The following is a 20127-nucleotide window of genomic DNA, read 5'->3' on the forward strand; positions in this document are numbered from 1 at the left end:
GGTACGCGCCCCACGGGTACGCGCCCAACGGGATACGCACCCAACGAATGCGCGCCCGACGGTGGCCCGCCCAACGGATGCGCGCCCGGCGGATACGCACCCAACGGATACGCGCCCGACGAATCACGGACGGGGTGGCACGGTGGCACGGTGGTACGGTGGTACGGTAGCACGGTGGTACGGTGGCACGGTAGGGGCGCGCCTCAGGCGCGCCCAACGGTGGTCCGCCCGACGGATACGCGCCCGGCGGGGGTCGCGCCCGACGAATCACGGATGGGGTGGCACGGTGGCACGGTGGCACGGTGGCACGGTAGGGGCGCGCCTCAGGCGCGCCCAACGGTGGTCCGCCCGACGGATACGCGCTCGGCGGATGGCGCGCCCGACGGGTACGCGCCCAACGGTGGTCCGCCCGACGGATACGCGCTCGGCGGGGGTCGCGCCCGACGGGTACGCGCCCCACGGTGGTCCGCCCGACGGATACGCGCTCGGCGGATGGCGCGCCCGACGGATGCCCGCCCGACGGGGGTCGCGCCCAACGGGATACGCACCCAACGGTGTCCCGCCCGACGGATGGCGCGCCCGACGGATGCCCGCCCGACGGGGGTCGCGCCCAACGGATACGCGCCCGGCGGGGGTCGCGCCCGACGGATGACGTTCAAGGGTCTCAAGAAAGGTTACAGGTGATATGTCGTTCCAGATCACCGATATTCCGCGGATTCTGCCGGAGTTGATGCTCCTGCTGCTGGGGCTGCTGGTGCTCGGCTCCGATGTTCTGACACGCTGGGGACGCGGACCTGCGGCACAACTCGAACGCGCCAGAGAAGCCGGTCAACTGACCGCCGTCGGTTTGGGACTGGTTTTTATTGTCGGGCTGGTGCAAAGCCGCTTCCTGTTTACCGTCCCTGATCCGGCTGGCGGACCGCTGGATGTGCTGTTGACGCTGGGGCGCAACTTGCAGACTGGCGGACCTGGCGGTTCACCGATCCTAGGCGCGTTTGCGACCGACGAATTCACGATGATTGCGCGCCTGACCTTTATTGGCGCCGCATTCTTGACAACTCTGCTGGCGATGGGGTATCGGTTGACCGCCAACCCCGGTGAGTTCTATGCACTGCTGATCTTTTCGACACTGGGGATGTCGATTATGGCAGCGGCGACGGAGTTCATTCTGGCGTACCTGGCGCTGGAGTTGTCATCGCTTTCGCTCTATGTGCTCGCCGGATACTTCCGTGAAAGTGAACGTTCACCGGAAGCAGGGCTGAAATATTTCCTGTTTGGCTCACTTTCATCGGCAATCTTCCTCTATGGCATCAGCCTGACCTATGGGTTCGTCGCCAGTGAGAACCAGAAGGCGGGTGGCGCCCCGATCATCGCTACGCTTTTTTCGGAGGTCGGGCGCTTCGCAACCGGCGATGCCGCCGGCAGCCCGTTGCTGATCCTGGGCATGCTCTTTATCATTGCCGGTTTGGGATATAAGATTTCGGTTGTGCCATTCCACACCTGGGCGCCGGATGTTTATCAGGGCGCGCCGCCGCCCGTCACTGCCTTCCTCTCGACAGCGTCGAAGGCAGCGGGGTTCCTGCTCCTCTACCGATTGCTGACGACGGCGTTTCCGGGAGCAGTTGGTGCGCCACGCCTGGAAGAGTTCAACGGCTGGACGAGTATCCTGGCGATCCTGGCGCTGGTGACTGTGATCGTCGGGAATCTGGCGGCGCTGCCACAGACGAATGCGCGCCGCCTTCTGGCGTACTCGTCGATTGGGCATGCCGGATTCCTGCTGCTGGCGGTACTGCTCTGGGCATCGGCTTCGCCGGTGGATCGCACCTTTGGCACGGCTGCTCTGATCTATTACCTGATAGTCTACTCGCTCACGAACCTGGGGAGTTTTGGCGTGCTGGCGGTGTTGACCAATGCACTGGGCAGCGACGACCTGAGCGCGATGCAGGGGCTGTGGCGACGCAATATGTCGTTGACCCTGATGATGACGATCCTGATCCTGTCGCTTGCCGGGATTCCGCCGCTTGCCGGGTTCTGGGCGAAGTTCTTCGTGTTCATGGCCGGCTACCAGGCGGGCGCCGTGCCGCTGGTGACCATCGCCGTGATTATGACGGTCGTCAGTCTGTACTACTATCTGCGCTTTCTCAAAGCCATGTGGATCTTGCCGGCGCCCGCAATCACACCGTTCAAGACGCCACCGGTCGCCAATGCCGCGATCATTCTTTCGACGGTGCTGGTGGTGCTGCTCGGATTGCTGCCGAACCTGATCTGGGGAACAATCAGCAGCGCAGCAAGCGTTGCCGCGCGGTAGATGTGCGTAGCGAACATATGTCACCCTGGTGGGGGAAAGAGTCTCGCCGCGCGCCAGGAGATGCGATGTTGCGCACACTATGATGGCAGGCGCCTGGCATTTATCTGGAAACAAGAGCATGACCGACCCACTGCCGGAAGACTCCAATACAGCCCATCCATTGCGTGAAGCGTCGAGCCAGGTGATTGGCGGAACGCTATTCGAGCGACTGATCGAGCAGGCGCGCGCTGCCAACCAGCCGCAGCGCGGCGCGCCAAACCAGAACGATTTTGAGACGCTGGTCGACCGTCTGATCGAGCAGGCGCGCGCGGATGGCGCATTCGATAACCTTCCCGGCGCCGGCAAACCGCTCCGCTACGATGATGATGCCCTCACTCCCGAAGATATGCGCGCCGGGTTTCGTTTGTTGAAGAACGCTGGCTTTGCGCCGCTCTGGATCGAAGCGCGCCGCGACATCGACGCCGAGCGTGCACGCATCTCCGCATGGCTCCAGAACGCCAACCGCCGCTGGTCACGCCTCCCGCCTGCTATTCGTGCCCGTTTGCGCGCTGAGTATCGGGAGATGCTCACGAACCTGCAACGCCAGATTGCCTCGTATAATCTTATTGCTCCAACGGCGGCGGGGCAGATCGAAGGTCTGCGCATCGAGGACGAAGTGCGCAAGCTAGGGGAGCAGGCATGACACAGCAAGGAACTGCTCGTGTCTGCCATCCCTCGCACGTGAGCGCTGCGCCTTCTTGGAAGGGAACATCTCACACAAAGGCGCAGAAGCGCAAAGAGTTGCAGGCGAAAAACCTTTGCTGACAACGCGAGACTCCCTGTAGGATTTGCCTGATCTGAGCGCCGATCATCGTTCCGGTGGCGGCGCTCGTTGCCTGGGCAGCGTTGCACATGCTTACAGTTGGGATCAACAGAATCCGTCAATCACTCAAAACCAGGGTTTGGGAGAGGCTCCCAAAGAGCAGAGTCGGCGGCTAAATGAACGAACTGTCGCAAATGAGCGGCGTCCCGCCGACTCAGGGCATCGCGCATAAGTCCGCTTGCACGGTGATGTGGCGGTCCTTCGGAGCCGTAACTTTGATGGTGTACAATACTACACCATAGGATACTGTTCGAGACGCGCAAACGTATGACGGACCTGCCATTTCTGACGAATCTGCTGCTTGCCATCAACGATCTCCTGACATCCGCCGTTTTGATAGTCTCATTCTCGCTCCTGGTCTACCTTGTGCTCCAGAATCGCTACACGCCGATTGCACGCGCGCTGGCGGTGTTGCTTGGGAGCATCGTTGTGGTGTTCGGCGGCGACGTGCTGACACAACAGGTGCAGCGCGAGGAAACGCTTCATATTCTGCTGCGCGCGCAATGGCTCGGTATCGTTGGCGTGCCGGCAGGGTATATCCATCTGGCGGATGCGTTGCTCGATTTCAGCGGGCAGCGCCACCTGCGGCGCCGCTGGAGCGTTCCGGTCGCATATGCGATAAGTGTCGTCTTTCTGGTATTCGCGTGGGGCACGGACCTGGTGTTGCGCAATGGTGTGCAGGTTCAACCGGTCGCGCAGTTCAACGCCGGTCCCCTCTTCTGGCTGTTTACTGTCTACTTCGCAATCGCCTGTCTCATCGGGCTGGCTGCCTCGCTGCGCGTGCGCCAGGCGGCGCTGACGCCGACCCTGCGCCGGCGTATGACCTACCTGAGCCTGACGTTTGTCGGTCCGGCGATTGCGGTCTACCCGTTTCTCGTCATTCCAGGACCGGAGTATTTCGTTCCATTTGCGCTCGTCCTTTTTCTAGTAGCGGTGGGAAACGTTGCGGTTATGCTGATGACAACGGTGATGGTCTACAGTATCGCATTCCAGGGATTGCCGCTGCCAGACCGCCTGATCAAGCAAGATTTCATCCGCTGGGTGTTGTACGGTCCCTTCGTTGGCGTCTGCATCGCGTTGTTCCTGCGCGCCACGCCGGTGCTGGCGCGCTGGCTCGGTTTGCCGGAGCAGGTGCTGTTGACGGCCGGCGTAGTGATGATGACCGTAATGATGCCGCTGTTTGTCAACCGCCTGAAGCCATACCTCGATGCGCTGGTGTATGCACAGGATCACGCCGAGATCGACTACCTGCGCGCCCTACCGCGCAACACCTTCACCCAGACCGACCTGCGCAGCCTTCTGGAGAACACGCTGGTTGTCGTCTGCGGAGCATTGCGTTCAGAGACCGGATTCGTTGCTGCGCCGGACGATGCTGGCGGCTATACTGTGAAAATGCTGGTGGGGTCGCGCCAGGTAGTGCGGCGATTTGTCAATGATCACCCACTGGTCGATCTGATAGAGCGATTATCGCGGTTGCCGCCGCGACCGGCCGGCGATACGCCGCCAGCCGAGACGTTTCTGCGTGTTGAAGGGTTTTGGCTGCTGCCGCTCCGCGCTCCCAACGGCGAGTTGATCGGATGTCTCGGTGTTGCCTACCCGCATGATACGCTTGGCGCCGATGCGCGGCGTCTCATTGGGGCGCTGGCGCACCGTATGGAACTGGCGCTCGAAACGGTGCAGATGCAGCAGCGGTTGTTCAACACGCTGCGCGGGTTGGGACCGGATATGCAGTCGCTCCAGCATTTGAGCACCCAACTCGAGCAGGCAACACCGGCCTCGCTTCAAACGCTCGAGGCGGATGTTGCGTTGCTGCCCGAGTTTCCGCAACTGGTCAAGGAGGCGCTGGCACACTACTGGGGAGGACCGAAACTGTCGGAAAGTCCCCTGTTGGGGTTGCGAACGGTGCAGCGAATACTCGATGAGCAAGGAGGCAGCCCGACGCGCGCGTTGCAGGCGGTGCTACGCCAGGCGATTGAGAACCTGCGCCCCGATGCGCAACTCGATCCATCAGCGCAGGAATGGCTGCTGTACAATATTCTGGAGATGCGCTTCTTGCAAGGGCGGCGCATTCGTGAGACCGCCGATCGCCTGGCGATGAGCGAGTCCGACCTGTACCGCAAGCAGCGCATCGCCGTGGAAGAAGTGGCGCGCCAGCTGGCGTTGATGGAAGAAGCGGCCAATCGGGTGGCGGTGGAGAAGAATCTATAACGACGTTTTTTGGTTAAGACCGGCTTTGGTGCATGAATGATTGACAAAGAGCGTGTGACCGTGTGCCTCACGACAGTTGCGGGTGCTGACGCCCGAGGAACGAACGGCGCTGGAGAAGCTGTCCCGCTCACGGACCGAGGAGACCTGGCTCGTTGAATGGGCCACACTCATTCTGGACTCGCTGACGGCGAAGGTCCAGCCATATCGCGCGCCGTCTCGGCTGCACGCGGACGACCGTGTACACGTGGCTGACGCGCTTCAACGCCGATGGGCTCGATAGCTTGACGGACTAGCCGCGCTCCGGTCGGCCGGCGACGTACCCGCCCGATGTCGTCGCGGAGGTGATTGCGACGGCACTGACCAAGCCGGAGGCGCTGGACCTGCCGTTTGGCAGCCGGACGCTCGATCGGCTGAAGACGTATCTGCACGAGCACAAAGGCATTGGCACGAAGCGCTCGCGTATCGATGAGATCCTCGTCGCTGAGGGATTACGCTGGCGGCAGCAGGAGACCTGGTTCGGCGAGCGGGTCGATCCCGACTTCGCCGAAAAAAGGGGCGCATCGCCACGCTCTACACCGCCCCGCCCGAAGAAAGTGCGGTAGTCTGTCTCGACCAGATGGGGCCAGAGAGTGCCAAGAGCCATCGCGGGAAGGCACTGGTGCGGCCGCATGCCAGGAGTCCGCAGACGGACGCTGCGTGCCAGCGGAGCGGGCGACCCAGGAAGCCGACTATGGATGGCGCGGCAAAGGCGACGTCTTTGGCGCCTTCCGCCCGGCCGCCGGGGATGCCGACACCCGTCCCTATGACGGCCGGACGATTGTCAACTGGGTGGACTTCTTGACGCGTGTAAACGCATGGGTTGGCGCTGAGTTCGAGCATGTCTATACGATTATGGACAATCTCAACATGCATCGTGCCACCGATGTGTTGCTCTTCGTCAAGTGTTCGGTGACTTGGTGGATGCACCGGTTAGCCTGTATATCCGTGAAAGGTGAGCAGTAGATGACAAAGCATCCCGTCGTTTGGTTTTATGTCCTGGCTTTTGTAATTTCGTGGTTCGGTTGGCTCCCCATAGTGGCCGGTTCCCGCGGTGTTTCGCCGTTCAATAGCCCGGTCTTCCAGTTTCTGCTCATCCTTCCTGCCATAGGTCCTGCATTGGCGGCAATCATTGTGACTGCCGCAAGCGACGGAAAAGCAGGTGTCAATCTGTTGCTCAAACCACTTTTGCAGTGGCAGGTGGGTGCAATCTGGTTGATTCTTGCCATTATCACGCCCGCCCTACTTCTTGTTGTGGGGAAAATAGTGACGAATACGCTGGACCTGGCAGTAACACTAGCACCACAGGGTAACAATATAGTTGCAGTTGCTTTTTCGGCTCTTGTGCTATCGTTGTTTGCCAATCCGTGGGAAGAAGTTGGGTGGCGTGGGTTTGCCTTGTCGCGATTGCAGAAAAATCACAATGCACTGGTGGCTACGTTGGTGGTCGGTGTTTTGTGGGGGCTGTGGCATCTGCCGATCTTTTTCTGGATTGGCAATCCAATGGCTGAGCACCCTTTTCTTGCATGGTTCATTGGAACGGTTGCGGTCTCCTTCGTCTATACTTGGCTTTATAACAGTACCAAAGGCAGCTTATTGGTTGTGGCGCTCTTTCACATTTTTGGGAACACATTTGGGGTCATCATATCGGGTGTATTCGTCATCGCACTGGCGATTGTGTATTCTGTGGTCGCAGTTTTGCTTGTTACGGTTTATGGTAAAGATCATATTGCGCGCTATGAAAGAGTTTATGCGGGCTAACACGCGCATCCACCTGACGGCTTCACCTCGCTACGCTCGCTCTGCGTGCGGCTGAAGCGGCAGGCCGTTGGGCACACCCGTGTAAAACAGTAAAGCAATTTAAAATCAATGAACAATCAGTTATATAACCTCCGTAAGAGTCTCGCAGACTTTCAGGATTTCAATGTTTGGAGAGTTTTTTTGAACAGATTTTAGTCAAGCCGTTTCTCCTACAAGATTCTGATTTTCCAAATGAAAGTCTTGAAAGAGATGGAAGAGAACCTCGCAATCGCTTGACGCAGATCTGTTCCTCACCGCTTCCCCTCACCCATGGTACAATACTCGTCACAGTCGGCACAAGACATATGACGGTGCGCCGGCACCACTTGCGGATTGATCTGTATGCTCATGTCTCCATTCTGGATGCGATAGAAAGGCGACTCTCGTGACCGATACCCTCTACGATGTGGTGGTTGTAGGTGGTGGTCCTGGCGGCTATGTGGCTGCCATCCGCGCCGCGCAACTCGGCTTGAAAACCGCCGTTGTCGAGCGTCAGGCGATGGGAGGCGTCTGCCTCAATGTCGGGTGCATCCCGACCAAGGCGCTGCTCCACACCGCCGATCTGCTCGAGGAACTGCGTGAAGCGAAACGCTTCGGCGTCGTTGTCGAAGGCGTGTCGCTCGATTGGGAGGCGACGCTGCGCCAGAAGGATACGGTGGTCAAGACGATGACCAGCGGCGTTTCTTTCCTGATGAAGAAAAATAAGGTCGATGTGATCAATGGCTTTGCCCGTCTCGCCGGGCGCGGGCAGGTCGCCATCAGCACGCCTGAGGGTCAGCATCGCACGGTGACGGCAAAGAATATCATCGTCGCCGTGGGCGCGCGTCCCCGTGAGATCCCGGCAATCGGCGCGGTGTTCGACAATGACCGGATTCTCTCCTCAACCGGTGGGCTGAGTATTCCCAGCGTTCCAAAGTCGCTCCTGGTCGTCGGCGCAGGTGCGATTGGCGTTGAGTTCGCGTCGATGTACCGCTCGTTCGGCGCAGAGGTGACGCTGGTCGAAATGCTGCCGCGCGTCGTGCCGCTCGAAGATGAGGAGGTCAGCGCCGAACTCGCGCGCGCGCTCAACCGCCGTGGCATTAAAGTCTTCGCCGGTTCAAAACTCAATCATCTCGAAAAGATTGATGGCGGCGTGATTGCGCGCCTGGTCGATGCGCAGGGCGCCGAGCACGCGCTGACCTTCGAGCGCGCACTGGTGGGGGTCGGTATTGTGCCCAATACCGGCGACATCGGGCTGGAAGAGGTGGGCGTCGCTCTGGATCAGCGCGGGTTCATTAAGGTGGATGATTATATGCGCACGAATGTCGAAGGAATCTATGCCATCGGCGATTGCGCTGTTACGACCCCGTGGCTGGCGCACAAGGCATCCGCCGAGGGCATCATCGCTGCTGAAACGATCGCCGGGCATCATACGCAGCCGCTCGACTACGGTAAGATTCCGTCATGCACCTACTGCAACCCGGAGATCGCCAGCGTTGGGTTGACCGAAGCGAAAGCGCGCGAACAGGGATACGACGTGAAGATCGGCAAGTTTGCGTTCACCGGCAACGGCAAGGCGACGATCCTGGGTCAGCGGCAGGGGTTTGTCAAGATCGTCGCCGACAAACAGTACGATGAGGTGCTCGGCGTTCATATGATCGGTCCGCGCGTCACCGAACTGATCGCCGAGGGCGGGTTGGCGCTGTCGCACGAAGCGACCGCCGAGTCGATCATGCGCACCGTCCACGCCCATCCGACCCTCTACGAAGCGATTGTCGAAGCGGCGCACGCGGCGGCTGAGGGTGCAGCAATCCATATGTAGGGCGAGGGGAGATGCGGTATGCCGATCATGATCAACCTGACATCCGCCGAACACGGTGGCACGTCACGCTCATGCGGCACGCACAGCGATTGTGGCATTGATTGTGATTGCGGGTGCCCGTACACCGGCATGGAAGAAAAGGGCAGAGTCGAGTTAATCGCCGATGTTGAGCGCCGCTATCCGAACGAATGGCTGGTCTTCGTCATTCCTCCCAGCGAAGACGACTTCGCCCCCGAACATGGGATGCTGGTGGCACACAGCACCGATGATGCCGAGGTGTTCGAGGCGATCACCCGCATCACGCATAACCAGGTGGTGCATGTATATTTCAACGGAACGATGGAATCGTACCAGCAATGGATGGATACAGAGATGGCGTCGTAGGGGCGCGCCTCAGGCGCGCCCGGCGGGATGGCGGGATCGCACCCGGCGGGATGGCGGGATCGCACCCGGCGGGATGGCGGGATCGCACCCGGCGGGATGGCGGGATCGCACCCGGCGGGATGGCGGGATCATACCCGGCGGCGCGCCCAATGGCGTAATGGCGTAGGGGCGCGCCTCAGGCGCGCCCGGCGGGATGGCGGGATCGCGCCCGGCGGGATGGTGGGATCGCGCCCGGCGGGATGGCGGGATCATACCCGGCGGCGCGCCCAATGGCGTAATGGCGTAGGGGCGCGCCTCAGGCGCGCCCGGCGGGATGGCGGGATCGCGCCCGGCGGGATGGCGGGATCGCGCCCGGCGGGATGGCGGGATCACACCCGGCGGCGCGCCCAATGGCGTAATGGCGTAGGGGCGCGCCTCAGGCGCGCCCGGCGGGATGGCGGGATCATACCCGGCGGCGCGCCCGACGGGATGGCGGGATCGCACCCGACGGGATGGCGGGATCACACCCGGCGGCGCGCCCAATGGCGTAATGGCGTAGGGGCGCGCCTCAGGCGCGCCCGGCGGGATGGCGGGATCGCGCCCGACGGGATGGCGGGATCGCGCCCGGCGGGATGGCGGGATCACACCCGGCGGCGCGCCCGGCGGGATGGCGGGATCACGCCCGGCGGCGCGCCCAACGGGATGGCGGGATCACGCCCGGCGGCGCGCCCAACGGGATGGCGGGATCACGTCCGGCGGCGCGCCCGATGGGATGGCGGGGTCACGCCCGGCGGCGCGCCCGATGGGATGGCGGGGTCACGCCCGGCGGCGCGCCCGATGGGATGGCGGGATCACGCCCGGCGGCGCGCCCGGCGGGATGGCGGGATCGCGCCCGGCGGGATGGCGGGATCGCGCCCGACGGGATGGCGGGATCACACCCGGCGGCGCGCCCGGCGGGATGGCGGGATCGCGCCCGGCGTTCACAAATCCAGATTCCCCCTGTGCCCTTCAGTGTGCGCGCGCAGCACGGCAGCGGCGACATCGGCGGGTGTGTGCGCACCCTTCGGCAGACGGAACGGCGCCTTGCGCCACAGCGGCGTGTCCACCGCGCCAACCCGCACATTGGTGATGCGCCGGTCGCGCACCTCTTTCCCAAGCACCGTCACATAGGCGTCGAGAGCCGCCTTGGAAGCGGCATATGCCCCTAGTTTCGGCAACATAATCCGATCGACATACGCACCGATAAACACCAGATGCCCGCCCGCCGGAACCAAAGCCAGCGAGTGAGTCACCGCCAGATGCGCGCCGGTGACGTTTGCACTCAGGATGCGATCCCATTCGGCGGGAGTCGTGTCTGCCAGCGGCTTGCCGAGCATATCGCCGGCTGCGTAGACCCAGAGATGCACCACGCCATCCGACTGTTGTGCTGCCCACAGCGCCGCTGCCGCCATATCCGCGTCGCGCGCCAGGTCGGCGCTGTAGACTTCGGCTGCTGTGCCGCTCAACGCCGTTGCATCGCGCGCAATGCCCAGCACGCGCCAACCATTCTTGCTCAGAATCTCAATTAGCGCGCGACCGATCCCGCCGGCCGCGCCCCAGATCAGTGCGGTTTGCATAGGTTTCCTCCGTGTCCTCTGCTGTGTGTACGTTGCCATCAAGGACATGGATGGAGGTCGAGTCACGCAGTTCCCGGTTTCGCTCAGGAACATAGTGCGCGCGCGCGGATCGTGACGGATGCGTGCGGAAAGGACTCAGGAGTGGTCAGTTTTCGGTTCTCAGTTCCTGGTTCTCGGTTCACAGTTCTCCTCACTGCGCTTCCTTCTCATTACCCTTCCCTCCTTCGCGCAGACGTTCCGCAAAGGCGCGCAGCCGCGTCATCACCCGGCCATTGACGCTGTCCGGCGGGTATTCGCCATCTGCGCCGCGTTCGCCGGCCGGCACGCCGGTCAGCAGGGCAATGCCTTCATCGACGGTGGCTGCTGTCCAGATGTGGAACCGTCCCTCACGCACTGCTTCCACCACGTCGCTGCGCAGCATCAGATTCTGCACATTCGCTCGAGGAATGAGCACCCCCTGTTCACCCGTTAGACCGCGTAACCGGCAGATATCGAAAAACCCTTCGATTTTCTGGTTGACCCCACCGACCGCCTGGATCTCACCACGCTGATTGACCGACCCGGTAACGGCGATACTCTGGCGCAACGGCAGTTCAGCAAGCGCCGAGAGCAGCGCGAACAACTCTGCTGCCGAAGCACTGTCCCCCTCAACCCCTTCATAACTCTGCTCGAAGACCAACCGCGCTGAGAGGGTCAGCGGACGTTCCTGCCCGTACCGTTCCGCAAGGTGTCCGCTGAGAATGAGCACTCCCTTGCTGTGGATTGGTCCTCCCAGTTTTACCTCGCGTTCGATGTCGAGAATGGCGCCGCGCCCTGGTCCGACGCTGACGCTGATACGGCTTGGTCTGCCAAACATATAATCCCCCAGGCTCAGCACCGACAACCCATTGATCTGACCGATCTTTGCGCCTTCTGTATCGATCAGGATAATCCCGCGGTCGATCAATTCCTGGATGCGCGCCTGGATCATGTTCGAGCGATAGACCTTTTCATCGAGCGCGCGAAGCACATGCCGCCCCAGAATAGCATTGCACTGCTCCTGGATTGCCCAATAGTTCGCCTCGCGCACCACATCGGTCAGCGCGCCGAAGTGCGTCGAAAGGCGCTCCTGGTCATCGGCGAGGCGGAGCGAGTGTTCCAGCAGGCGCGCCGCTGCTTCCTCGGTGATCGGCAGGAGTTTTTCGCGCTCGCAGAAGCGTCGAAACAGATGCAACGACCCGCGCAGGTTCTCGTCATTCAGCGGCATACTGATGTCGAAATCGGCTTTAACCTTGAAAAGGGTCGAAAACTCATCGTCGTAAGCGGCAAGGAGATAGTATGGCGGCGGCGGTCCGACGAGCACAACCTTGAGTTCAAGCGGGATTGGTTGCGGACGGAGACTCTTGACGGTTGTCAGCCCCAGGCGGTCAGCCAGTTCTTCGATCTGAATGTCGCGCGTGCGTAGAGCGCGTTTAAGCCCGTCCCAACTGAAATAATCGCGGAGCAGGTCTTCGGCTTCAATGACGAGGAACCCGCCATTGGCGCGGTGCAGGCTGCCGGGCTTGATCATCAGGAAGTCGGTATAGAGTGCGCCGAAGTGCGTTTCCTTCTCGATACGCCCAAACAGATTGGGATAAGTCGGATTGTACTCAACCACCACCGGCGCACCCTGCTGACGGCTGTTGTCGATCAGGACATTCACCTGGTACTTACGGAACGGCAATTCTCTGAGCCACGGGATCGACGCCAGATCGACCTGCGCTTCACCGGAAGGTTGCTGCTGTCCGCCTGAGCGAAAGGGGTCAGGATTTTCCTGGATATCTTTCTGCATCGCTTCGAGAAAGGCGACGACATCGGGCAGGTCGGCGTACTGTTCCTGAAGATCGTCGATCAGTCCGCCGACGATGTACTCGACGACCTGGCGGTCGATTTCTTCCATGCGCTGACGCGCAATCCGTTCCGCTGCGCGCACCTGTTTCAACACGTTCTTGAGTTCTTCCTGCAACATTGCGCGATGGCGCAGCAACTCCTCGCGCTGGTCGAGGGTCATTGCCTGGAATGCCGCGTCACTGAGCGGTTCACCGTTGCGAATTGGGATGATCATGATGCCGACAGGACCGGCCTGTAGCACGAATCCCTGTTGCGCGGCGCGTTCGCTGATCTGGCTGAGCAAGGCTTCACGATGGGAATTGAGTTCGTGCAATACCTCGTCGCGCCGCATTGCATACTCATCACTCTCGAATGCGCGCGGCAGCTCGGCGCGCAGATGCGCAATCATCTGATGGACATCCTGCTGCAAGCGTCGTCCGCGTCCAGGAGGAAGGCGCAGCGCCTTCGGTTGATACGGATCATCGAAATCATTGACATAACACCAGTCTGACGGCGTTGGACGACGCTGTGCAAGTTCTTCGATAAACGCCTGAACAGCGGTCATCTTGCCGATGCCGGGCGGGCCGGCGGCATAGATGTTGAAGCCGCCGTCCACCATATTGAGACCGAAGCGCAGTGCGGCGACCGCGCGCTGCTGACCAATGATGCCGCCGTCTCCTGGCGGCTCTTCGGTGGTAGGAAAGACCATCTGCCCAGGATCGAAGGTGCGGCGCAACTGTTCGGGAGGAAGTTCTGCGGCCATCGGAGCATCCTCATCTCACGTGCTGGCAGGCGCCAGCAACCGGGAACCATTGTACTACGATCCCCGGCGCTCAAGCGCGACCAGCGATAAAAACTCATAGCCGACCTGCGCTGCCAGTTGCGCCGTAATCTGTCCGTGATCGAGGGCAGGGAGCACTTCTACCACGTCGCCGCCAACCCAATCCACGCCGGTGCAGGCGCGCAGGTATGCCAGCCCCTGGAAACTGGTCGGTCCGCCAACTTCCGGCGTGCCGGTTCCTGGCGCATATGCGGGGTCGAAGAAATCGATGTCGAACGACAGAAATGCCGGGGAGCCGCTCACGCGCGCGCGCACCAGGTCGCCGATTTCCTGCGGTGAGCGACGGAGGAGTTCGGTGGTCGTCAGCACGGTAAACCCCATATCACGCGCCATTTGCAGGTCCTCACGCCCGTAGAGCGGACCACGCATACCGAGCTGAACCGAGCGTTCGGGGAGGATCAATCCCTCCTCGACAGCGCGACGGAATGGCGTGCCGTGCGTATACTTTTGTCCACCATAGTAACTATCCCACAGGTCGCCGTGCGAGTCGAATTGCACGAGCGCCAGCGGACCGTGCACCGCTGCTAGCGCGCGGAGTTCCGGCAGCGCCACGCTATGATCGCCACCCAGGCAGAGAGGCACAACCCTGGCTTCTGCCAGCGGGCGCAGCGTCGTGGTGATGGCGGCGTGACTTTCCTGGATAAAACCAGGAACAACCGGCGCATCGCCATAATCGATGCATGAGAGCGTTGTGAACACATGGACATCGAGTTCCGGGTTGTAGGGGCGCAGTAGCACCGAAGCGCTGCGAATCGCCTCTGGTCCAAAGCGTGCGCCAACCTTGAACGTCGCGCCGGTATCGAACGGCAACCCAACAACGGCAACGTCCACATCCTCGGTCGTCTGAATGCAGGGCAGGCGCGCAAAGGTGCGGACGCCGACAAAACGTGGCGAGGCAAGCGAGTCGGCAGGTTGATAGCGAGGCATCGTGTACTCCTGGAGCATAATGATCGACGTTCAGGCAGAAGAAGTATAGCGCGGTTTGAGGCGAAATTGGCGGCAGCAGGCGAGGGATTGATGAGATGCGCTGAGTTCTGTCCCATGACGCCTGAACCCTCGCATCCCGCCGTCTTCTTGACAGGCGGGTGATCCATTCCGATAATGGTAAGCAGTACCACCCTTCCCTGTTGATGAATGTTCATCATACTGACCGTATCGGTGGCATGCACCCATGCATCTGCATCGCCAATCTTCTGGAAGCGTGCGCATTGCGTTTGCAATCGTCATCGTCGTGCCGCTCCTCTGCATGGGCGGCGCAGCGATTGCTGTTATGGCCCCCAACAACGCGCCTGAACGAGAAATCGCCGACGCCGAGGCGCGCTGGCGGAGGCGCGGGTTTTCGCACTATGTCATGATTTTGGAAGAACTCCATTGCATGGTCGAGATTGAGGTCGCCGGCGGGCGCGTGGCGCGGGTGACGCCGCTTGAGCGCTGTACGCGCGACGGGCGCACCGTCGAAGACCTCTTCGCCCTGGCGCGGCGCGATGGTGATACTGGCATGCGTTGCATTGCTCTTGGGTGCGCCTGCGACGACCGGTTATCGGTCGAGAGCGTCTTTCATCCCTTTTATGGATATCCGACCTCTATCTATGTGCGGATCGAGGCGCAGCCAAACTGGCGACATCCCGATGCCTGGCGTTACGCCCTCGTCCACGGTCGTCTTCCTGCCTGCAATCTGATGACGGGTGACAAACTGATCCGCGTCGTCAGTTTACGATCGCTTCCTTGAACATTATAAATGTTCGTGGTGCAAGGGGCAGTGCCGACCTTCCGTTTCCCCGGTTGACAAATGCAAAACAAACTTGTAGAATGACGCCTAACTCCAAAAACCCCCAGCAATTTATCAAACGCAGATTCCTGACACAAAGGAGGTGATCATCCGACTGAGTGATCGTCGCTATCGGACCACATACTACAAGCGTTGCTCAAACAGATGCCCGACACCATTCGACACGCTACAAGGAGGTGCCTGTGTCCAAGTCACGCATCCTGAGTCGTCGCAGATTTCTGACACTTTCAGCCATGACCGCTGCCAGCGCCGCGATTGCTGCTTGCGGCGGCGGGCAACCCGCGCAAGCGCCAACTACGGCGCCGGCGCCAACGGCAGCGCCAACCACGGCGCAAGCGCCAACCGTCGCTATTCCGCCAACTACGCCGCCGCAGGCGACCGCTGTTCCCCAGACGGTCAGCAAGTATAAGGAGGCGCCAGAACTGGCAAAGCTGGTTGCCGAAGGCAAATTGCCGCCCGTTGACGAGCGACTGCCGAAAAACCCGTATGTCGTACCGCACAAGTGGCTCACCGTCGGCAAGTATGGCGGAACGATCAACTTTACCAACTCTTGGGGACCCGACGGTATGGCGACGATTGTGCAGGAGAGTCAGTATGGTCACTCAATCCTGCGCTGGCTCGATGATGGCCTGAAGATCGGTCCGGGTCTTGCCGAGAGTTGGGAAGCGAACGCCGATGCCAGCGAGTGGACGTTCAAGTTCCGCGAAGGGCTGAAATGGTCGGATGGGCATCCCTGGACAGTTGATGACATTCTCTACTGGTGGGAGTACATGGTCGGCGGCAACGGCAAGGAGAAGGAGTTCCCCGAAGGGCTGAAACCGATCGAGCCGCCGCCGGACGAAGGGCGCTCCGGTACGGGAACGCTGGCGACGCTGATCAAAGTCGATGACTATACGCTGACGATGAAGTTCGACGCCCCCGCACCGCTGACGGCGGATCGTCTGGCGATGTGGGTGAATGCCGGCATTGGGCCGCGCTGGATGGCGCCGCGTCACCATATGGAGCAGTTTAACCCCGTCCTCAATCCCGATAAGTACAAAGACTGGGATGAGCACACCAAGCGCATTCGCTTCGTCACCAACCCCGACTGCCCGACGATGACCGGTTGGAAGTGTGAGAGTTTCGAGGAGGGTGTGCGCGGTGTCTATACGCGCAATCCGTACTACTGGTGCGTGGACGCTGAGGGGAATCAGTTGCCCTATATCGACCGCATTATCTCGACCACCTTCCAGAACAGCGAGGTCGAAAAACTGAACGTGATCCAGGGCAAGAGCGACTTTACCCATCACTGGGTGCTCAGCCTCGATGATGTGCCCAACCTGCGCCAGAATGCCGATGCTGGCGGGTATGAGGTGCGCTTCTGGGAGAGCGGGTCGGGTTCGGGCACGTCGTTCTTCTTCAGTTACGACTACAACGATCCAAAGTGGCGCGAACTGATCCGCAACCCGAAGTTCCGTCAGGCGTTGTCGCTGGCGTTCAACCGCGCCGAATTGCAGAAGACGCAATACTTCGGCACCGGTGAGTTGACGACCGGCACCTTCAGCCCGAAAGCGATCGAGTACAATATCGACGAGAAAGGCAATCCGGATCGGGCCAATGCACGCTACCGCGAATGGCGCGATAGTTATGTGGCGTTCGATCAGGAGCGGGCGAAGGCGTTGCTCGACGAAATTGGCGTCAAAGTTGGCGCTGACGGGTTCCGCACCTTCCCGGACGGCTCGCCGCTCGATATTCAGGTGATCGTCGCATCGAACACGAGTAAGAACACTATCGCTCAAAACGAGCAGATGATCCGCGACTGGGGGCAGATCGGCATCAAGGCGACGCTTACTCCGGTGCCGCCGCAGGGTCGCCGCGATGACTGGTTCGCGGGTAAGTTGATGTCGAATGCCGATTGGGGTATTGGCGACGGACCGAACCATCTGGTCTACCCGCAGTGGTTGGTGCCAATCGAACCGGAACGCTGGGCGCCCCTCCACGGTCAGGGGTATCAGTTGCGCGGCACTGCCAGTGAAAAAGAGGAACTGGACAAAGATCCCTGGCAGCGCGCGCCGGCTCGTATTGTGCCGTCCGACAAGGACTTCGATCCGGTTATTGCCAAACTGCATGAAATCTACGACAAGACGAAGGTCGAGCCGGAGTTTCTCAAGCGCACCCAGATGGTCTGGGAAATGATGAAGATCCATGTCGAGAACGGACCGTTCGTACAGGGGTCGGTCGCCAACTTCGACCGCGTGTTCATCGTGAAGAAGGGGTTGATGAACGTGCCGAAGAAGGAAGACCTGGCGCTTGGCGGATTTACCGATCCCTGGATCCATCCCACGCCGGCGGTCTATGACCCTGAAGCCTGGTATTGGGATGATCCGTCAAAGCATACAAGTTGAGGGCAGGGACCGGTCTCAGACCGGACCATCGGGCAGGGACCGGTCTCAGACCGATCCCTCCTGAGACCGGTCTGTACCTGAAGGTTCAACGACCATGACCACATTCCTGGCTCGGCGCATTGTTTATATGATTATCACCATGATCCTGGCGTCGTTCATCGGGTTCTTCCTCATTGAACTGCCGCCTGGTTCGATTGTGGACATCAAGATCGATCAGTTGCGCGCGCAGGGCGGTAATGTGCCCCAGGATCAGATTGAAGCGCTCAAGCGACGCTACGGCGTCGATGATCCGTTGCACATCAAGTACTGGAAGTGGGTTTCACGCACATTGCAGGGCGACTTCGGCACATCGTTCGAGACTGATACGCCGGTGGCCGGCATCATCGCGCAGCGCCTGCCTATCACGTTCGCGCTGACGTTTGGAACGGCGCTGTTCGCATGGCTTATTTCGATCCCGCTTGGTGTGTACCTCGCAACAAACCGTGGCAGTATACCGGATTATATCATCACGTTCGTGCAGTTTCTCGGCATCGCCATTCCCAACTTTGCGCTGGCGCTTATTCTGATGGTCTTCGCTGCGCTTGTGCTGCGGCAGGACGTTGGGCTTGGGTTTTTCTCGCCGCAGTATATCGGCGCGCCATGGAGTTTCGCCAAGTTTCTCAATCTGTTGAGCAATCTGTGGATCCCGGTGGTAGTGCTTGGCGCGTCTGCGACTGCCGGTTTGACGCGCGTGATGCGCGCCAACCTGCTGGATGTGCTGAATGCCCAGTATATTCAAACAGCCCGCGCCAAAGGGTTGCAGGAGAATGCCGTTATCTGGAAGCATGCAGTGCGCAATGCGGTTCACCCACTGGTGATGAGCATCGGGTATCTGTTGCCCGCGATTGTGGTTGGTGATGCGTTAGCGGGGGTTATCCTCAACCTGCCGACGCTTGGCGCGCTCTACCTGCGCGCGCTTCAGGCGACCGATATGTATCTCGGCATCACGATTCTGATGATGCAATGTATGATGCTGTTGCTGGGGAACCTGATTGCCGATCTGTTGCTGGCATGGGTCGATCCGCGGGTGCGGTTGGAGTGACTGAGCGAGGCGAACACGCATGGCAACGGTTGCAAAAGAAGCACAATCTCAGACTGGTCGCCCCCGAACGTTCGACGATGTCGGGCAATTGTCGCAATACCAGTTGATCTGGCGGCGCTACAAGAAGAACCGCCTCTCGGTTGTTGGCGCAATTGCATTGATCATCATGTATGCGATGGCATTGTTTGCCGATGTGATTGCACCGTATGACCCGAATGAGATTGATGCAAATCACCAGTACGCCCAACCTTCGACAATTGTCTGGGCGAATGGTGGGCTGGCGCTTCAGGGGATGCGGCAGGTTGTCGACTCGGTCAACTTTCAGATCATTTATGAACCCGATCCCGATGTGACGTATCCGATCCGGCTGTTTGTGCGCGGCAGTCCGTATATCATGTGGGGTTTTATCCCGCTCGACATCCATTTGTTTGGCGTCGATGCACCGCCTGAAGCGAACGCCAAAATCTTTCTCTGGGGCGCCGACCGTCAGGGGCGCGATTTGTTTTCTCGCGTGCTCAAAGGCGCTCAGATATCGCTCACGATCGGCTTCTTTGGCGTGATGATCAGTATGGTGATCGGCTCGATTGTCGGAACGGCGTCGGGGTACTTCGGTGGTTGGATCGATAATGTCATTCAGCGGGTCATCGAGTTGATCCAGACATTCCCCTTTATCTCGCTGTTTATTGCCATTGCGGCGGCGCTGCCGATTACCATGCCGGTCGTGCAGCGGTATATGTTGATCACGATGATTCTGGCGTTGATCACATGGACGGGTTTTTCGCGCGAGGTGCGCGGCAAGGTGCTGAGTTATCGCAACGCCGATTACACGGCGGCGGCGATTGCGGCTGGCGCGTCACACTGGCGGGTCATTACGACCCACATGATCCCGAATGCAATGAGCCATATCATCGTTGTGGCTTCGTTCGCGGTGCCGGGCGCGATTGCTGCCGAAACCGCGCTCAGTTTCCTCAACCTGGGTATGCTGCCGCCAGCCGTGAGTTGGGGCGTGTTGTTGCAGGATGCACAGCAGATCAAGTCGGTGACCCTCTATCCGTGGCTGTTGATCCCACTGGGCGCCATTGTGCTGGCGTCGTTGTGTCTGTACCTGCTGGGCGACGGTTTGCGCGATGCGGTCGATCCGTATGCGTAGGCATGCAGGTTGTATGGTATCATTGCCGCTGGCTCATCCG

General features: G+C 60.4%; 18 protein-coding genes. 13 read left to right on the plus strand and 5 right to left on the minus strand.

The window, feature by feature from the left end:
• Window positions 1–685 precede the first annotated feature (685 nt).
• From RCAS_RS10790 to RCAS_RS10825, 9 genes are all read left to right on the plus strand, one after another.
• The gene (locus tag RCAS_RS10790; protein WP_012120609.1) at window positions 686–2308 is read left to right on the plus strand and encodes an NADH-quinone oxidoreductase subunit N; all 1623 of its coding nucleotides are present in this window, start codon (window positions 686–688) and stop codon (window positions 2306–2308) included.
• 118 nt (window positions 2309–2426) lie between these two features.
• Entirely contained in the window at window positions 2427–2990 is a 564-nt protein-coding gene (locus tag RCAS_RS10795) for a DnaJ family domain-containing protein (RefSeq protein WP_012120610.1), read from the plus strand.
• Between the two features lie 447 nt (window positions 2991–3437).
• Window positions 3438–5378, plus strand: a complete 1941-nt coding sequence (locus RCAS_RS10800) for a histidine kinase N-terminal 7TM domain-containing protein (RefSeq protein ID WP_012120611.1) — start codon at window positions 3438–3440, stop codon at window positions 5376–5378.
• Between the two features lie 203 nt (window positions 5379–5581).
• Window positions 5582–5671, plus strand: a complete 90-nt coding sequence (locus RCAS_RS26600) for a helix-turn-helix domain-containing protein (protein WP_198136046.1) — start codon at window positions 5582–5584, stop codon at window positions 5669–5671.
• Between the two features lie 48 nt (window positions 5672–5719).
• The gene (locus tag RCAS_RS25635) at window positions 5720–5980 is read left to right on the plus strand and encodes a hypothetical protein (RefSeq protein ID WP_198136031.1); all 261 of its coding nucleotides are present in this window, start codon (window positions 5720–5722) and stop codon (window positions 5978–5980) included.
• A gap of 94 nt (window positions 5981–6074) precedes the next feature.
• Window positions 6075–6380 carry a hypothetical protein gene (locus RCAS_RS10810; RefSeq protein ID WP_049768822.1) on the plus strand — a complete coding sequence of 102 codons (306 nt, stop codon included), beginning with the start codon at window positions 6075–6077 and terminating at the stop codon, window positions 6378–6380.
• The gene (locus tag RCAS_RS10815) at window positions 6381–7175 is read left to right on the plus strand and encodes a type II CAAX endopeptidase family protein (RefSeq protein WP_012120612.1); all 795 of its coding nucleotides are present in this window, start codon (window positions 6381–6383) and stop codon (window positions 7173–7175) included.
• 424 nt (window positions 7176–7599) lie between these two features.
• Window positions 7600–9015 carry a dihydrolipoyl dehydrogenase gene (lpdA, locus tag RCAS_RS10820; protein WP_012120613.1) on the plus strand — a complete coding sequence of 472 codons (1416 nt, stop codon included), beginning with the start codon at window positions 7600–7602 and terminating at the stop codon, window positions 9013–9015.
• An 18-nt stretch (window positions 9016–9033) separates the two neighbouring features.
• Window positions 9034–9399 (plus strand): hypothetical protein, encoded by a 366-nt coding sequence (locus RCAS_RS10825; protein ID WP_012120614.1) that lies wholly within the window; start codon window positions 9034–9036, stop codon window positions 9397–9399.
• 9 nt (window positions 9400–9408) lie between these two features.
• Here the strand turns inward: RCAS_RS10825 and RCAS_RS25155 are convergent, their stop codons facing one another.
• The 5 genes from RCAS_RS25155 to speB form a co-directional block, all read right to left on the minus strand.
• The gene (locus tag RCAS_RS25155; protein WP_157042621.1) at window positions 9409–10023 is read right to left on the minus strand and encodes a hypothetical protein; all 615 of its coding nucleotides are present in this window, start codon (window positions 10021–10023) and stop codon (window positions 9409–9411) included.
• Between the two features lie 171 nt (window positions 10024–10194).
• Window positions 10195–10362, minus strand: a complete 168-nt coding sequence (locus tag RCAS_RS25160) for a hypothetical protein (protein ID WP_157042622.1) — start codon at window positions 10360–10362, stop codon at window positions 10195–10197.
• Window positions 10359–10994 (minus strand): SDR family NAD(P)-dependent oxidoreductase, encoded by a 636-nt coding sequence (locus RCAS_RS10830; RefSeq protein WP_012120615.1) that lies wholly within the window; start codon window positions 10992–10994, stop codon window positions 10359–10361. Before RCAS_RS10830 ends, RCAS_RS25160 begins: the two co-directional genes overlap by 4 nt.
• Window positions 10995–11184: 190 nt before the next feature.
• The gene (locus RCAS_RS10835) at window positions 11185–13605 is read right to left on the minus strand and encodes a Lon protease family protein (protein WP_012120616.1); all 2421 of its coding nucleotides are present in this window, start codon (window positions 13603–13605) and stop codon (window positions 11185–11187) included.
• Window positions 13606–13659: 54 nt separating this feature from the next.
• Complete coding sequence (speB, locus tag RCAS_RS10840; protein ID WP_012120617.1) at window positions 13660–14610, minus strand: agmatinase; 951 nt, start codon at window positions 14608–14610, stop codon at window positions 13660–13662.
• A gap of 244 nt (window positions 14611–14854) precedes the next feature.
• Here speB and RCAS_RS10845 point away from each other — a divergent pair, with 244 nt between their 5' ends.
• The 4 genes from RCAS_RS10845 to RCAS_RS10860 all read left to right on the plus strand — a co-directional run bounded on the left by RCAS_RS10845 (window position 14855) and on the right by RCAS_RS10860 (window position 20087).
• The gene (locus tag RCAS_RS10845) at window positions 14855–15412 is read left to right on the plus strand and encodes a DUF6174 domain-containing protein (protein WP_012120618.1); all 558 of its coding nucleotides are present in this window, start codon (window positions 14855–14857) and stop codon (window positions 15410–15412) included.
• Between the two features lie 242 nt (window positions 15413–15654).
• Window positions 15655–17856 (plus strand): ABC transporter substrate-binding protein, encoded by a 2202-nt coding sequence (locus RCAS_RS10850; protein ID WP_041330611.1) that lies wholly within the window; start codon window positions 15655–15657, stop codon window positions 17854–17856.
• 94 nt (window positions 17857–17950) lie between these two features.
• Entirely contained in the window at window positions 17951–18937 is a 987-nt protein-coding gene (locus RCAS_RS10855) for an ABC transporter permease (RefSeq protein ID WP_012120620.1), read from the plus strand.
• Between the two features lie 19 nt (window positions 18938–18956).
• Entirely contained in the window at window positions 18957–20087 is a 1131-nt protein-coding gene (locus RCAS_RS10860; protein WP_012120621.1) for an ABC transporter permease, read from the plus strand.
• Window positions 20088–20127: the final 40 nt, after the last annotated feature.

This window comes from Roseiflexus castenholzii DSM 13941, assembly GCF_000017805.1.
GTDB lineage: Bacteria > Chloroflexota > Chloroflexia > Chloroflexales > Roseiflexaceae > Roseiflexus > Roseiflexus castenholzii.

What these genes read in the sequence shown, in the direction of transcription:
- RCAS_RS10790 (WP_012120609.1), top strand. Translation starts at nt 686, where the DNA reads ATGTCGTTCCAGATCACCGATATTCCGCGGATTCTGCCGGAGTTGATG.
- RCAS_RS10795 (WP_012120610.1), top strand. Translation starts at nt 2,427, where the DNA reads ATGACCGACCCACTGCCGGAAGACTCCAATACAGCCCATCCATTGCGT.
- RCAS_RS10800 (WP_012120611.1), top strand. Translation starts at nt 3,438, where the DNA reads ATGACGGACCTGCCATTTCTGACGAATCTGCTGCTTGCCATCAACGAT.
- RCAS_RS10815 (WP_012120612.1), top strand. Translation starts at nt 6,381, where the DNA reads ATGACAAAGCATCCCGTCGTTTGGTTTTATGTCCTGGCTTTTGTAATT.
- RCAS_RS10825 (WP_012120614.1), top strand. Translation starts at nt 9,034, where the DNA reads ATGCCGATCATGATCAACCTGACATCCGCCGAACACGGTGGCACGTCA.
- RCAS_RS10830 (WP_012120615.1), bottom strand. Translation starts at nt 10,994, where the DNA reads ATGCAAACCGCACTGATCTGGGGCGCGGCCGGCGGGATCGGTCGCGCG.
- RCAS_RS10835 (WP_012120616.1), bottom strand. Translation starts at nt 13,605, where the DNA reads ATGGCCGCAGAACTTCCTCCCGAACAGTTGCGCCGCACCTTCGATCCT.
- speB (WP_012120617.1), bottom strand. Translation starts at nt 14,610, where the DNA reads ATGCCTCGCTATCAACCTGCCGACTCGCTTGCCTCGCCACGTTTTGTC.
- RCAS_RS10845 (WP_012120618.1), top strand. Translation starts at nt 14,855, where the DNA reads ATGCATCTGCATCGCCAATCTTCTGGAAGCGTGCGCATTGCGTTTGCA.
- RCAS_RS10855 (WP_012120620.1), top strand. Translation starts at nt 17,951, where the DNA reads ATGACCACATTCCTGGCTCGGCGCATTGTTTATATGATTATCACCATG.
- RCAS_RS10860 (WP_012120621.1), top strand. Translation starts at nt 18,957, where the DNA reads ATGGCAACGGTTGCAAAAGAAGCACAATCTCAGACTGGTCGCCCCCGA.